We start from the raw sequence: 14,270 nt of genomic DNA on the forward strand, positions 1-14,270 counted from the left end.
GCCGGCACGGCGGCGGTGGCCGGGCTCGGCGGGCACTGGCTGGCCGGGCGGCGTGGCGTCTCGGCGGCCCGCGCGGCGGTACGCCTGCCCGCACCGGTCGCGCCGGCTCCGCCGGTGCCCGCCGGGGCGGACCTGGGGGTGCGCGGGCTCGCCCCGTTCGTCACCCCGAACCGGGAGTTCTACCGGATCGACACGGCCCTCGTGGTGCCGCAGGTCGACCCCGTGACCTGGCGGCTGCGCATCCACGGCCGGGTCCGCAGACCGCTCGAGCTGAGCTTCGACGAGCTGATCGCCCGGCCGATGGTCGAGCGCGACATCACCCTGGCCTGCGTCTCCAACGAGGTGGGCGGCGACCTGATCGGCAACGCCCGCTGGCTGGGCGTGCCGATCCGGGACCTGCTGGCCGAGGTCGAGCCGGAGGAGGGCGCGGACCAGGTGGTCGGCCGCTCGGTCGACGGCTGGACCTGCGGCACCCCCACGGCCGTGCTGCGGGACGGCCGGGACGCGCTGCTGGCGGTCGGGATGAACGGCGAGCCGCTGCCGGTGGCGCACGGCTTCCCGGTACGGATGGTGGTGCCCGGCCTCTACGGGTACGTCTCCGCCTGCAAGTGGGTGACCGAGCTGGAGCTGACCAGCTTCGCGGACTTCGACGCGTACTGGGTGCCGCGCGGCTGGTCGGCGCAGGGGCCGATCAAGACGGAGTCGCGGATCGACGCGCCCCGGCGGCGCGACCGCCTCACCGCCGGGCCGGTGACGGTCGCCGGGGTGGCCTGGGCCCAGCACCGGGGCATCCGCCGGGTCGAGGTACGCGTCGACGGCGGCCCCTGGCAGGAGGCGACCCTGGCTCCCACCGTCTCGGTGGACACCTGGGTGCAGTGGTCGTGGCGCTGGGACGCCACCCCGGGCGAGCACACCCTTCAGGTCCGGGCCACGGACGCCACCGGTGAGACGCAGCCGGAGCGGCGCAGCCCGGTCGCCCCGGACGGCGCCACCGGCTGGCACACCCTCCCGGTCACGGTGCACTGACCGACGGTCGCGGCTCGACCCGGGTGGGGCGGGGCCCGTCCCGGCCTGGAATCAGGGCTGCCGGCGGGGTCGGACGCGCCGACGCCGCACCCGGCTGGGTGCGGCGTCGGCGGTGGTCGGTGTGAGAAGGCTCAGGCGACCTTGCGTTGGTCCGGCACGGCGGACTTGTGCGGCCGGCCGAGGCGGGCCTCCAGCCGGGCCACGTCCACCCGGCTCTGCCGGCGGTCGGCCAGGTCCTCCCAGCCGAGCGCGAGCAGCCGGAGCCGCTCGGACTCGCTGAAGCCGCCCCAGACCCCGTACGGCTCGCGGACCGCCAGGGCGTGTGCGGCGCACTCGGCGCGGACCGGGCAGGCCCGGCAGACCGCCTTGGCACCGGACTCGCGGCGCAGCCGCGACGAGCCCCGCTCGCCGTCCGGGTGGAAGAACTGGGCGCTGTCCCGGCCTCGGCAGGCACCGAGTCGCTGCCAGTCCCAGAGGTCGACGATGGGTCCAGGCAGCCTACGTACGTTCGACATCAGCACCCCTCCTCCCGCGCGGCACCGCGGAGAATCCGTCTGGTGAGCAACCGGGCGGCGGTCCGCGCGGGACACCGGTTCCGGCCTGGACCCCTCGGTACCCGGGCTTTCCTCCGCTCACACATCCGTGATCGAAAAGCTCGGACAGTCGGCGGCATATGCCCCATCTGCCGGAAAAGTTCGGATGATTGCCCGGAACCTCCTCCCCGGCACACGCCGCCGTGGTCTGCTCTGAGGCGGAGAGGAGACCACTGTGCGTAGCGTTCTCGTGTGCGTTCGGACACCACTCGCGGCTCAGCACCTGACCTCCGCGGCGGCGCGGCTCGGGCTGTCCGGCGTCGTCCGGACGGCCGTCTCCGATCCCGAGGTGATGCTCCGGCTCGCCGAGCGGCCGGTCGACGTGGTGCTCGCCGACACCGCCCTCACCCGGCCCGACAGCGCGGGCTTCGTCCGCCGGGTGCTGGCCCGGGCGCCGCAGGCCGCCGTGGTGCTGCTCGGCACCGAGGAGTCCGAGGCCGCGGCGGCGAGCATCAATGCCGGGGCGCGCGGCCTGATCCAGGGCGCCGACCACGACCTGACCAGCGCGGTGGCCAAGGCGTTGCTGCTGCTCTCCGCGCCCGGACGGCCGGTGCGCAGCCGGGTCACCGACCCGGCCCGGGACGCCGCCGCGGTCGGCGGACCCACCCGGTCGGCGGTGGCCGGGCGTACCCCGGCGGGACCGCCACCGGCCCGCTCGACGGAGCCGCCCGGCAACAACCCCACCGTGGTCCCGGCGCAGCGCGGTGACGACCCGGCCGACCCGGCCGGTGGCGACGCGGAGCCGGCGGCCACCGCCCCCCGGTCCGCCGGTCGGGGCGCCCGCAGCGCCATCGGGCTCACGGAGCGTGAGCTTCAGGTGCTGCTCGGCATGGCCGAGGGGAAGAGCAACGCGGAGATCGGGCGGGAGCTGTTCGTCTCCGAGGACACCGTGAAGACCCACGCCCGGCGGCTCTTCCGCAAGCTGGGCGCCCGGGACCGGGCGCACGCCGTGGCGGCGGGCTTCCGCGCCGGCCTGGTCGCCTGACCCGCCGGGCCGGTCACTCCCCGGCGGCGTCCTCGGTGTCCTCGGTGCCCTCGGTCAGGGTGTCGTGCACCCCGTCGGCGTAGCCCCGGGCGTAGTCCCAGCTGACGTAGTGGTCCGGATCCGGGTCGTAGGCCGGCTCGTGCACCCGGGGCCGGCCGGAGCTGAGCAGGTGGCGCAGGTTGCCGCGGAGCAGGTCCCAGTCGAAGTAGTGCGGCTCGCGGCAGTCCTCGCACTCGATGACCAGGCCGCGGACCCCGATCGGCTGGAGCAGCGCCTGGTAGATCTCCAGGTCGGCGAGGTCTTCCAGGACGTCCTGTCGCTCGACCTCGGTCAGCGGGTCGAGCTGGTCGTCCTCGCGCGGGTCGTGCAGGCCGGCAGCCGGATCGGCCGGGTCGCCGTTGAACGGGTCGATGGGCTCGTCGTGCACCCCCTCACCGTAGTCCCCGACGCGCCGGTTGGCCCGCCCGCGGCGAGTCCCTGTGGCAGCGCCTACCCGGGCCCGCCGCTACCAAGGGCGGCGCAGCTCAATGGGTACGATGAGACGACGCGCCGTCACCCGGCGCGCGCCGGTGCCCGCGCGCGCCGTCTCGCCTCAGCCCGTCCGACCAGCTCAGGGGAGCAATCGTGGAGAATTCGCCCAGCACCGAACTTCCGGCCGGCTTCGAGGGCGGTCATCTGCCGGAGCTGCCCGCCGGTTCGGCGCGGGTGGTGCCGCTCGGGCTGACCTTCGACGACGTGCTGCTCCAGCCGGGCGAGTCGGACGTGGTGCCCAGCCGGGTCAACACCCGCACCCGGCTCACCCGCAACGTCGAGCTGACCATCCCGCTGCTCTCCAGCGCCATGGACACCGTCACTGAGGCGCGGATGGCCATCGCCATGGCCCGCCAGGGCGGCATCGGCGTACTGCACCGCAACCTCTCGGTGGAGGACCAGGCGCTCCAGGTCGACCTGGTCAAGCGCTCCGAGTCCGGCATGATCACCAACCCGGTGACCGCCAGCCCGGACGACACCCTGCGCGACGTCGACGCGCTCTGCGGGCGCTACCGGATCTCCGGCGTCCCGGTGGTCGACGGCGAGGGCCAGCTGGTCGGCATCGTCACCAACCGGGACATGCGGTTCGTCTCCGACCCGGCCACCCCGGTCCGCGAGATCATGACCCGGACCCCGCTGATCACCGCCCAGGTCGGCGTGAGCAAGGACGAGGCGCTGGGCCTGCTTCGCCAGCACAAGGTCGAGAAGCTGCCGATCGTCGACGGGTCCGGCAAGCTGCGCGGGCTGATCACGGTCAAGGACTTCACCAAGAGCGAGCAGTACCCGGAGGCCACCAAGGACTCCGCCGGCCGGCTCCGGGTGGCCGCCGCGATCGGGGTGGGCGAGGACGCGTACAAGCGGGCCCGGACCCTGGTCGACGCGGGCGTCGACGTGGTGATCGTGGACACCGCGCACGGCCACCAGCGGGCCGTGCTGGAGATGGTCGCCCGGCTCAAGTCCGACGTCGCCATCGACATCGTCGGCGGCAACGTCGCCACCTACGCGGGCGCGAAGGCGCTGGTCGACGCGGGCGCGGACGGCGTCAAGGTGGGCGTCGGCCCGGGTGCCATCTGCACCACCCGGATCGTCGCCGGGGTCGGCGTGCCGCAGATCACCGCGATCATGGAAGCCGCCCGGGCCGCCCGTCCGGCCGGGGTGCCGGTGATCGGCGACGGCGGCATCCAGTATTCCGGCGACATCGCCAAGGCCCTGGTGGCCGGCGCCGACACGGTGATGCTGGGCGGCCTGCTGGCCGGCTGCGAGGAGAGCCCGGGCGAGCTGCTCTTCATCAACGGCAAGCAGTACAAGACCTACCGGGGGATGGGCTCGCTCGGCGCCATGCAGTCCCGCGGCCAGGCCAAGTCGTACTCCAAGGACCGCTACTTCCAGCAGGACGTGACCAGCGACGAGAAGCTGGTCCCCGAGGGCGTCGAGGGTCAGGTGCCGTACCGGGGGCCGCTCGCCCAGGTCGCCCACCAGCTCGTCGGCGGGTTGCGGCTGGCGATGGGCTACTCCGGCGCCGAGAGCATCCCCGAACTGCACCGGCGTGGCCAGCTCATCCGGATCACCGCGGCGGGGCTCAAGGAGAGCCACCCGCACGACATCCAGATGACGGTCGAGGCGCCCAACTACCACACCCGCTGACCCCACACCCCCAACCACCTGGAGTCCCCATGCGTGACGTGGTCGAGATCGGGCTGGGCAAGACCGCGCAGCGCGGCTACCACCTGGACGAGATCGCCATCGTGCCGAGCCGCCGCACCCGGGACGTCGACGACGTCTCCACCGCGTGGCAGCTCGACGCCTACCAGTTCGGCATCCCCTGCGTCGGGCACCCGTCCGACGCCACGATGAGCCCGTCCTCGGCGGTCCGGCTCGGCCAGCTCGGCGGCCTGGGTGTGCTCAACGTCGAGGGCCTCTGGACCCGGTACGAGAACCCGACCAAGGCCCTCGAGGAGCTGGCCGGTCTCGACGAGGACGCCCGGGCGACGAAGCGCCTCCAGGAGGTCTACGCGGAGCCGATCCGCCCCGACCTGATCGCCGAGCGGGTCCGTGAGCTGCGGGCCGGCGGCGGCACGGTGGCCGTCCGGGTCTCCCCGCAGCACACCCTCGCGCTGGCCCCGGTGATCCTCGACGCCGGCGTGGACATCCTGGTCATCCAGGGCACCATCGTCTCGGCGGAGCACGTCTCCACCACCGACGAGCCGCTGAACCTCAAGGAGTTCATCGCCGACCTGGACCTGCCGGTCATCGTCGGCGGCTGCACCGACTACAAGACCGCGCTGCACCTGATGCGGACCGGCGCGGCCGGCGTGATCGTGGGCATCGGCGGCGACGACTGGTCGACCACCGAGTCGGTGCTCGGCATCCGGGTGCCGATGGCCACCGCGATCGCCGACGCCGCCGCGGCCCGCCGGGACTACCTGGACGAGACCGGCGGCCGGTACGTGCACCTGATCGCCGACGGCGACATCCAGACCTCCGGCGACATCGCCAAGGCGCTCGGCTGTGGCGCCGACGCGGTGATGCTCGGCGAGCCGCTGTCGCTCTGCGCGGAGGCCCCGGCCGGTGGCGCCTGGTGGCACTCGGCGGCCAGTCACCCGTCCCTGCCGCGCGGCGCGTTCGAGGCGGCCGGCGAGCCGCTCGGCTCGATGGAGAAGCTGCTCTTCGGCCCGGCCGACGAGCCGGACGGCCAGCTCAACCTCTTCGGCGGCCTGCGCCGCGCGATGGCCAAGTGCGGCTACCGCGACCTGAAGGAATTCCAGAAAGTAGGCCTGGTGCTCGACCGCTGACGCCTCCCCCCACCCCGGACCCCACCGTCGGTCCCGGTTCTTCCGGTTGGCGTACCGTCGCAACTCCCTGATCGACGCGGCGGCGGGTTCTAGGGTCGCGGGGTGGGGGTTTTGCGGGGACGGGGGAGCCGGTGGGGCGTCGGGGCGTTCCTGGTGGGGGCGCTCGTGGTGGGCGGGTGCACCGGTGACCGGGCCGGGGGGAACTTTCGGCCCGGGGCGGCGGATGCCGGGGATCCATACGTGCCGGGAGCCGGCAACGGGGGCTACGACGTCGACCACTACGGGCTGACGATCCGCTACGACCCGGCCGACGACCGGCTCACCGGGCAGGCCACCGTCACCGCCACCGCCACCCAGGGCCTGTCCCGGTTCCAGCTCGACCTCGCCGGCCTGACCGTGGACCGGGTACGCGTCGACGGCGCCCCGGCGGGACACCGGCGCGACGGCCGGGAGCTGGTCGTCACCCCGGCGCACGGCCTGCCGGCCGGCCGGCGGTTCACCGTCGAGGTGGCGTACGGCGGGGTGCCGCAGCAGCTGCCCAGCGGCGAGCTGGGCGGCGGCGGTTTCCTGGCCACCGCCGACGGGGCGGTCGCGCTCGGCCAGCCGGAGTCGGCGAGCACCTGGTTCCCGGTCAACGACCACCCCTCCGACAAGGCCACCTACGACCTCGCGGTGACCGTCCCGGACGGGATCGCTGCGCTCGCCAACGGGGTGCCGAAGGGCACCGAGAGCCGGGCCGGCTGGACCACCTGGCGCTGGTCCGAGGGCCACCCGATGGCCAGCTACCTGGCCACCCTGGTGATCGGGAAGTACCGGGTCACCACCGGCACCCACGCCGGCCGGCCGCTGGTCAGCGCGGTCGCCGCCGGGCTGCCCGCGAACGGGCCGGCGGCCGCCTCGGTGGCCCGCACCGGTGAGATCGCCGACTTCCTGGCCGCCCGCTTCGGGCCGTACCCGTTCGACGCGTACGGCGGGATCGTGGTCGCCGACGAGCGGATCCGGTACGCGCTGGAAACCCAGACCCGCCCGGTCTACGGGCCGGGTTTCTTCCGGGGTGGCCGGCCGAACACGGTGGTGGTCGCGCACGAGCTGGCCCACCAGTGGTTCGGCGACAGCGTGGGGCTGGCCCGGTGGCGCGACATCTGGCTCAACGAGGGCTTCGCCACGTACGCGGAATGGCTCTGGGACGAGCACGACGGCGGCCGGGACGTCGCGCGGGCCTTCGCCGACGCCTATGCGGCCACCGACTGGGCGAAGCCGTCGGTGGACCCGGGCCGGGCCGGGATGTTCGGCGACGCGGTGTACCAACGTGGCGCGCTCGCCCTGCACGCGCTGCGTCGCGCGGTCGGCGACGGGACGTTCTTCCGGATCCTGCGCGGCTGGGCGACCGAGCGTCGCGGCGGCACCGCCACCACGGACGACTTCCTCGGCTACGCCGCCCGGGTGGCCGGCCGCCCGCTGCGCCCGCTGCTGGACGCCTGGCTGGTCGGGCAGACCGCGCCCGCCCTGCCGTGACGCGCGCGTGACCGGCGCTCGGTAGGCTGCCGCGGGCGGAGTGGCCCAGGCGGGGCGCGGTGTCGTGCCCGGGGAAGGGATCGAGGCGATGACGCTGGCGCGGCGACGACTGCTCGGGGTGCTGGTTGTCGGCGCGCTGCTGGTCAGCGGCTGCGGGGACCCGGACGCCGAGCGGACCGCCCCGGTGCCGGCGGAGCCCGCGCCGACGGCCTCGCGGAGCTTCGCGCCCGGCGCGCCCGGTGCCGGCGACCCGTACTTCCCGAGTTACGGCAACGGCGGCTACGACGTCGGCAACTACGCCCTCAAGATCCGCTACGACCCGGCGACGGACCGGCTCAGCGGCACCGCCACCCTGCGCGCCACCGCCACCGCCAACCTCTCCGCGTTCAACCTGGACCTGGCCGGGCTGACCGTGCGGTCGGTGAGCGTGGACGGGGTCAGGGCCCGGCACGCCCACCGCGGCGACGAGCTGGTGGTCACCCCGGCCACCGGCCTGACCTCCGGCAACGGTTTCGTCGCCGAGATCCGGTACGACGGCGAGCCGGCCGCCCTGGACAACGAGGCGATCGGCGAGGGCGGCTGGTTGCACACCTCCGACGGGGCCATCGCCCTCGGCCAGCCGCAGTCGGCGAGCACCTGGTTCCCGGTCAACGACCACCCCTCGGACAAGGCCACCTACGACGTCGAGATCACCGTGCCGAAGCGGCTCACCGCGGTCGGCAACGGCGTCCCGAAGGGACGGACGGTCCGCGGCGACTGGGTCACCTGGTCCTGGTCCGAGAGCGCGCCGATGGCCAGTTACCTGGCCATGGTGGTGATCGGGAAGTTCCGGGTGACCACCGCCGAGCACAAGGGACGGCCGGTGTTCAGCGCGGTCACCACGAAGGTCGCCGACGGCGCCCCGGACCGGTCGATCGCCCGCACCGTCGAGGTCGCCGACTACCTGGAGAGCATCTTCGGGCCCTACCCGTTCTCGGCGTACGGCGGGGTGGTGGTCGCCGACGACCGGGTCCGGTACGCGTTGGAGACGCAGAGCCGCCCGGTCTACTCGGCCGGCTTCTTCCGGCAGGGCGACAACACCGGCGTGATCGCGCACGAGCTGGCCCACCAGTGGTACGGCGACAGCGTCTCGCTGACCAGATGGCAGGACATCTGGCTCAACGAGGGGCTGGCCACGTACGCCGAGTGGCTCTGGGCCGAGCACACCGGCTCGTCGAGCGTGCAGCACACCTTCGACCAGAAGTACGACGGCGCGTCCGGTCAGGTGTGGCGAACCCCGCCGGGCCGACCGGGGGTGGCGAACCTGTTCAGCTCGTCGGTGTACGAGCGGGGCGGGATGGCGGTGCACGCGCTGCGGGTCGCGGTGGGCGACAGCGCCTTCTTCACCATCCTGCGGACCTGGGCGGCGGAGCAGCGCCACGGCAACGCCACCATCGCCGATTTCGTGACGCTCGCCGAGCGGATCTCGCGCAAGAAGCTGGACCGGCTCTTCGACACCTGGCTCTACGGCACGGAACGCCCGCCCGCCCCGAAGCCCCTGTAGGGGTCGCTCAGTTCTTCACCCGCAGCGCCGGGTGGGCGGTGAGGAACGCCGCCTCGGTGCCGCCGCGCAGCGCCGCGAGGAACTGGCGACCCACCGGCTGGAGTTGTTCGCCCCGGTACGATCCGCCGCGGCCCACCGCGGTGCCGGGGAGCCCGACCAGCACGAAGCCGTCCGCGGGCAGCCCGCCCAGGGCGTACGCGAAGTCGACGAGCTTGGGCCCGTTGCCGACGTAGACGAGGGTCTTCCCGAGCGCGGCGACCACCTGCTGCACCCGGTCCGGGTCCCGGGCCAGGCCCTGGTCCAGGATCTTGCGGGCCAGCGCCCGGATGAGCTGCTGCTGGTGCCGCTGCCGGGTGTAGTCGCCGCCGGCGGTGTAGCGCTGCCGGGCGTAGTCCAGCGCCTGCCAGCCGGTGAGGTGCCGGTTGCCGGGCAGGTAGACCATCTGCGGCCCGGTGTAGCTGCCGCCGACCAGGGGCCGGTGCTGCCCGTCCGGGCGGCGGTGCTTCGAGGCGACCCGCTGGTCGACGTAGAGGTCCACCCCGCCGAGGGTGTCCACCAGCTTGTCGAAGCCGCCGAAGGTGATCACCGCGCCGGCGTCGATGCGCAGCCCGGTGTACCGGCTGACCGTGGTCCGCAGCAGGTCGTACCCCTGGGCGGTGCTGGGGTGCGCCTTGTCGCCGGGGACCCGGCTGCCGTAGCTCATCGCGTGGGTGAGCTTGGTGCGGCCACCGGGGTACCGGGAGCGCGGGTAGGCCGGGATGTCCACCACCAGGTCGCGGGGGAGGGAGAACAGGTACGCCCGGCCCAGCCCGGCGGGCACGTGCAGCACCAGTACCGCGTCGGCGTGCGGCTCCCAGCCGGGCACGCTGATCCGGGTGTCCACGCCGACCAGCAGCAGGTTGAGCGGGCCGGTGAGGCCGGCCCCGGGCGGCGGGGTCGGGCTGGCCGGGCTCGGGGTGGGCGGCGGGGTCGGGCTCGCCGGGCTCGCCGAACCGGAGCCGGTGACCGCGGCGGGCGAGGAGTGCCCGGTCAGCCGGGCGGTCACCACCGCGCCCGCGGCGACCAGCAGCACCGCCAGCAGAGCGGCCACGCCGAGCAGCCGTTGTCGTCGGGTCATTTCCAGGCTCCTTCCCCCGTGTCCACTCGACGCGCCAGGGGGCGCCGGAGGTTGCATCGGCGGGATTCCCGGTATCGAGCGCTCTGCATGATCTGCGAAAAACCCTTGCTGGCGCTACCGCTACTCGTCAGTAATGATGCGTGCATGCGGTACGACGTGCTCGTCATCGGGTCCGGCTTCGGCGGCAGCGTCACCGCGCTCCGCCTCGCCGAGAAGGGCTACTCCGTCGGGGTGCTGGAGGCCGGCCGGCGCTTCGCCGACGACGAGTTCCCCCAGACGTCCTGGCGGGCCCGCCGCTTCCTGTGGGCGCCGAAGCTCGGCTGCTACGGGCTGCAACGGATCACCCTGCTCCGCTCCACCGACCGGAAGGCCGGGGGAGGGGTGCTGGTGCTCTCCGGCGCCGGGGTGGGCGGCGGCTCCCTGGTCTACGCCAACACCCTCTACGAGCCGCTCGACGCGTTCTACGCCGACCGGCAGTGGCGGGACATCACCGACTGGCGCGACGAGTTGGCCCGCCACTACGACCAGGCGAAACGGATGCTCGGCGTCACCACGTACCCGACCGTCACCGGGGCGGACCGGGCCATGCGGGCGGTGGCCGAGCGGATGGGGGTGGGGCACACCTTCCACGCCACCCCGGTCGGCGTGCACATCGGCCGCCCCGGCGAGCGGGTGCCCGACCCGTACTTCGGCGGGGTCGGCCCGGAGCGGACCGGGTGCAGCCACTGCGGCTCGTGCATGACCGGCTGCCGGCACGGCGCGAAGAACACCCTGGTCAAGAACTATCTCTGGCTGGCCGAGCGGGTCGGCGTGCAGGTCCATCCGCTCACCACGGCGACCGCGGTCCGGCCGGCGCCCGGCGGCGGCTACGAGGTGCACACCGAGCGCACCGGTGCTTGGCTGCGCAAGCGCCGCGCGGTGATCCACGCCGACCAGGTGGTCTTCGCCGCGGGGGCGCTGGGCACCCAACGGCTGCTGCACGAGATGAAGGCCACCGGCGCGCTGCCCGGCCTCTCGCCGCGCCTCGGCGAGCTGACCCGGACCAACTCGGAGGCGATCCTCGGCGCCTCGGTCGGGCCGCGGCAGGCCCGGCAGCGCGGGCTGGACTTCACCGAGGGGGTGGCGATCACCAGTTCGTTCCACCCCGACCCGCAGACCCACATCGAGCCGGTCCGCTACGGCAAGGGCTCCAACGCCATGGGGCTGCTCCAGTCGTTGCTGGTCGACGGCGGGCCGCGCCGGATCCGGCGCTGGCTGGGCAGCATCGTCTCGCAACCCGGGCTGGCCGCCCGGATGGTCTCCGTCCGCGGCTGGTCCGAGCGGACCGTGATCGCCCTGGTCATGCAGTCGGTGGACAACTCGCTCACCACCCGGTTCCACCGGGGCTGGTTCGGCCGCCGGCTGGTCTCCGGCCCCGGGCACGGCGCGCCCAACCCGACCTGGATCCCGGCCGGCAACGAGGCGGCCCGGCTGCTCGCCGAGGAGATCGACGGCACTCCCGGCGGCGCACCGATCGGCGACTCCCCGGAGCGGGGCGTGATCGACCCCTACCACCGGGTCTACGGCCACCCGGGCCTGCACGTGGTGGACGGGGCCGCCGTCTCGGCCAACCTGGGGGTCAACCCGTCGCTGACCATCACGGCCCAGGCCGAGCGGGCGATGTCTTTCTGGCCCAACAAGGGCGACGCCGACCCCCGACCGCCGCTGGGTTCGGCGTACCGCCGGCTCGACCCGGTGCCGCCGCGGCAGCCGGCCGTGCCGGCGCACGCCCCCGCCGCGCTACGCCCCTGACAGCGGCCGGCGGAGGATGTAGTTGATTCCGAACTCGGTGTCGCTCACCCGGACGTCCTGATAGCCGATCCGCTGGTAGAAGCCGTGCCCCGTGATGCTGGCGCCGGTCTCCATGAACTCGTGGCCTTCGGCCCGGGCCAGGTCCTCGATGTGCCGCATCAGCCGGCGACCGATGCCGCAGCCGAGCAGGTCCGGGTCGACGAACATGGTGTAGACCTTGTTGCCGTCCCGGGACACCGTGCCGACCACCCGCCCGTCCCGCTCCGCGAGGTAGATCCGTCGCTCGACGCTGAGCTCCCGGAAACGGTCGGCGGTGAAGTGGGCGCACATCCGCTCGATCAGCTCGGCCGGGTAGTCGCGGCTGTTCACCTCGCGCAGGCAGCGGGCCACCAGGATCGACAGCGCCTCGCCGTCACCGGGCCGGAACCCGCGGATGCTCACCTCGGTCATGGTGGTGCCCCTGTCGTCCGTGTCGGCGCACGGTACCGGCGCGGCTCGCGAGGCCGCCGACCCGAGGGACATCCCGGGCGTACCGGGTGGGCCCGGCGGGCGCACAGTGCGGCGTACGACACCCCTGGCCGGCGCGCCACCCGGAGAGTGCGGGGCGCGGCCGGGGGCGGGGGTGACTGTCGGTAGGCTTTCTGCGCATGAGCACGCCTCGCCCCGTCCTCGTGGTGGACTTCGGAGCCCAGTACGCCCAGCTCATCGCGCGCCGCGTCCGCGAGGCGAAGGTCTACTCGGAGATCGTCCCGCACTCCATGCCGGTGTCCGAGATGCTGGCCAAGAACCCGGCCGCGATCATCCTGTCCGGCGGCCCGGCCAGCGTCTACGCGCCCGACGCGCCGCAGATCGACGCCGGGATGTTCACCGCCGACGTGCCGGTATTCGGCATCTGTTACGGCTTCCAGGCGATGGCCCAGGCGCTCGGCGGCACGGTCGCGCACACCGGCAGCCGCGAGTACGGCGGCACCCCGCTGCGGGCGCGTGCCGAGGCCGGCGTGCTGCTCCGCGACCTGCCGGCCGACCTGCCGGTCTGGATGAGCCACGGCGACTGCGTCACCGAGGCCCCGACCGGCTTCGCGGTCACCGCGGAGTCGGCGGGCGCGCCGGTCGCCGCGTTCGAGGACCTGGCCGGCCGCCGGGCCGGCGTGCAGTTCCACCCCGAGGTCGGGCACACCGCGCACGGCCAGGAGATGCTCACCCGGTTCCTGTACGACATCGCGGGGATCGAGCCGACCTGGACGCCGGAGAACATCATCGACGAGCAGGTGGCCCGGATCCGGGCGCAGGTCGGCGACAAGGAGGTCATCTGCGGCCTGAGTGGCGGTGTCGACTCGGCGGTCGCCGCGGCGCTGGTGCACAGGGCCGTCGGTGACCAGCTCACCTGCGTCTTCGTCGACCACGGCCTGCTCCGGGCCGGCGAGGCCGAGCAGGTGGAGAAGGACTACGTGGCGGCCACCGGCATCACGCTCAAGGTGGTCGACGCCCGGGAGCGGTTCCTCGGGGCCCTCGCGGGGGTGACCGACCCGGAGCAGAAGCGCAAGATCATCGGCCGGGAGTTCATCCGGGTCTTCGAGGCCGCCGCCCGGGAGATCGCCGCGCACGGCGACGTCGAGTTCCTGGTGCAGGGCACGCTCTACCCGGACGTGGTGGAGTCCGGCGGCGGCACCGGCACCGCCAACATCAAGAGCCACCACAACGTCGGCGGCCTGCCCGAGGACCTGAAGTTCGCCCTGGTCGAGCCGCTGCGCACGCTCTTCAAGGACGAGGTCCGCACGCTCGGCCTCCAGCTCGGGCTGCCCGAGGCGATGGTCTGGCGGCACCCGTTCCCGGGTCCCGGCCTGGCCATCCGGATCATCGGCGCGGTCGACGAGGAGCGGCTCGCCGTGCTCCGCAGGGCCGACCTGATCGCCCGGCAGGAGTTGAGCGCGGCCGGCCTGGACCGGGGCGTCTGGCAGTTCCCGGTGGTGCTGCTGGCCGACGTCCGCAGCGTCGGCGTGCAGGGCGACGGGCGCAGCTACGGCCATCCCGTGGTGCTGCGCCCGGTCTCCAGCGAGGACGCCATGACCGCCGACTGGTCCCGGCTGCCCTACGACGTGATCGCCCGGATCTCCACCCGGATCACCAACGAGGTGGCCGAGGTGAACCGGGTGGTCCTGGACGTCACCAGCAAGCCGCCGGGCACCATCGAGTGGGAGTGACCCGGCCTCACGCGGCCGGCGGCGCAGCGGCGGGCCCGGGCGCCGGCTGCGGCGTCGGTCCCGGCTGATCATCGGTCGGCGGCGGGGTCGGCGTGGGCGAACCAGGCCCGGCGGCCGGCGGGGCATCCGTTCCGGCCGGCGGCGTGGGCCAGGGGCCGCCGCTGGCCGGCTGCGGC

At 74.0% G+C, this 14,270-nt stretch carries 12 protein-coding genes; 8 read left to right on the forward strand and 4 right to left on the reverse strand.

Features of this window, described 5'->3' with window-relative positions:
• On the forward strand, positions 1-1,026 hold a 1,026-nt coding region (locus LQ51_RS25830), incomplete at its 5' end, for a molybdopterin-dependent oxidoreductase (RefSeq protein ID WP_046570092.1).
• Positions 1,027-1,157: 131 nt separating this feature from the next.
• Here the strand turns inward: LQ51_RS25830 and LQ51_RS25835 are convergent.
• A complete protein-coding gene (locus LQ51_RS25835) occupies positions 1,158-1,541 on the reverse strand; it encodes a WhiB family transcriptional regulator (protein ID WP_046570112.1) in 384 nt (127 codons plus the stop codon).
• Positions 1,542-1,794: 253 nt separating this feature from the next.
• Here LQ51_RS25835 and LQ51_RS25840 point away from each other — a divergent pair, with 253 nt between their 5' ends.
• On the forward strand, positions 1,795-2,604 hold the full coding sequence (locus LQ51_RS25840) for a helix-turn-helix transcriptional regulator (RefSeq protein ID WP_046570094.1): 810 nt from the start codon (positions 1,795-1,797) through the stop codon (positions 2,602-2,604).
• Positions 2,605-2,617: 13 nt separating this feature from the next.
• Here LQ51_RS25840 and LQ51_RS25845 read toward each other — a convergent pair whose 3' ends face one another.
• The gene (locus LQ51_RS25845; RefSeq protein WP_046570096.1) at positions 2,618-3,031 is read right to left on the reverse strand and encodes a DUF5319 domain-containing protein; all 414 of its coding nucleotides are present in this window, start codon (positions 3,029-3,031) and stop codon (positions 2,618-2,620) included.
• 197 nt (positions 3,032-3,228) lie between these two features.
• On the opposite strand from LQ51_RS25845, the gene guaB reads away from it, so the two are divergent.
• The 4 genes from guaB (at position 3,229) to LQ51_RS25865 (ending at position 8,985) form a co-directional block, all read left to right on the forward strand.
• On the forward strand, positions 3,229-4,779 hold the full coding sequence (guaB, locus tag LQ51_RS25850) for an IMP dehydrogenase (RefSeq protein ID WP_046570098.1): 1,551 nt from the start codon (positions 3,229-3,231) through the stop codon (positions 4,777-4,779).
• Between the two features lie 29 nt (positions 4,780-4,808).
• On the forward strand, positions 4,809-5,927 hold the full coding sequence (locus LQ51_RS25855) for a GuaB3 family IMP dehydrogenase-related protein (RefSeq protein ID WP_046570100.1): 1,119 nt from the start codon (positions 4,809-4,811) through the stop codon (positions 5,925-5,927).
• Positions 5,928-6,077: 150 nt separating this feature from the next.
• Positions 6,078-7,442, forward strand: coding sequence for a M1 family metallopeptidase (locus LQ51_RS25860; protein ID WP_156313229.1), 1,365 nt, complete (start codon positions 6,078-6,080; stop codon positions 7,440-7,442).
• Positions 7,443-7,530: 88 nt separating this feature from the next.
• The gene (locus tag LQ51_RS25865; RefSeq protein ID WP_046570115.1) at positions 7,531-8,985 is read left to right on the forward strand and encodes a M1 family metallopeptidase; all 1,455 of its coding nucleotides are present in this window, start codon (positions 7,531-7,533) and stop codon (positions 8,983-8,985) included.
• 7 nt (positions 8,986-8,992) lie between these two features.
• Here LQ51_RS25865 and LQ51_RS25870 read toward each other — a convergent pair whose 3' ends face one another.
• Positions 8,993-10,102, reverse strand: coding sequence for an LCP family protein (locus tag LQ51_RS25870; protein ID WP_046570103.1), 1,110 nt, complete (start codon positions 10,100-10,102; stop codon positions 8,993-8,995).
• A gap of 144 nt (positions 10,103-10,246) precedes the next feature.
• Here LQ51_RS25870 and LQ51_RS25875 point away from each other — a divergent pair, with 144 nt between their 5' ends.
• Positions 10,247-11,893 (forward strand): FAD-dependent oxidoreductase, encoded by a 1,647-nt coding sequence (locus LQ51_RS25875; RefSeq protein WP_046570106.1) that lies wholly within the window; start codon positions 10,247-10,249, stop codon positions 11,891-11,893.
• Here LQ51_RS25875 and LQ51_RS25880 read toward each other — a convergent pair.
• Positions 11,882-12,343 carry a GNAT family N-acetyltransferase gene (locus LQ51_RS25880; RefSeq protein ID WP_046570108.1) on the reverse strand — a complete coding sequence of 154 codons (462 nt, stop codon included), beginning with the start codon at positions 12,341-12,343 and terminating at the stop codon, positions 11,882-11,884. The two genes, LQ51_RS25875 and LQ51_RS25880, sit on opposite strands and share 12 nt — an antisense overlap.
• 197 nt (positions 12,344-12,540) lie before the next feature.
• On the opposite strand from LQ51_RS25880, the gene guaA reads away from it, so the two are divergent.
• Positions 12,541-14,094 carry a glutamine-hydrolyzing GMP synthase gene (gene guaA / locus LQ51_RS25885; protein WP_046570110.1) on the forward strand — a complete coding sequence of 518 codons (1,554 nt, stop codon included), beginning with the start codon at positions 12,541-12,543 and terminating at the stop codon, positions 14,092-14,094.
• The last annotated feature ends 176 nt before the right edge of the window (positions 14,095-14,270 follow it).

This window comes from Micromonospora sp. HK10 (assembly GCF_000982955.1).
Classification (GTDB): domain Bacteria; phylum Actinomycetota; class Actinomycetes; order Mycobacteriales; family Micromonosporaceae; genus Micromonospora.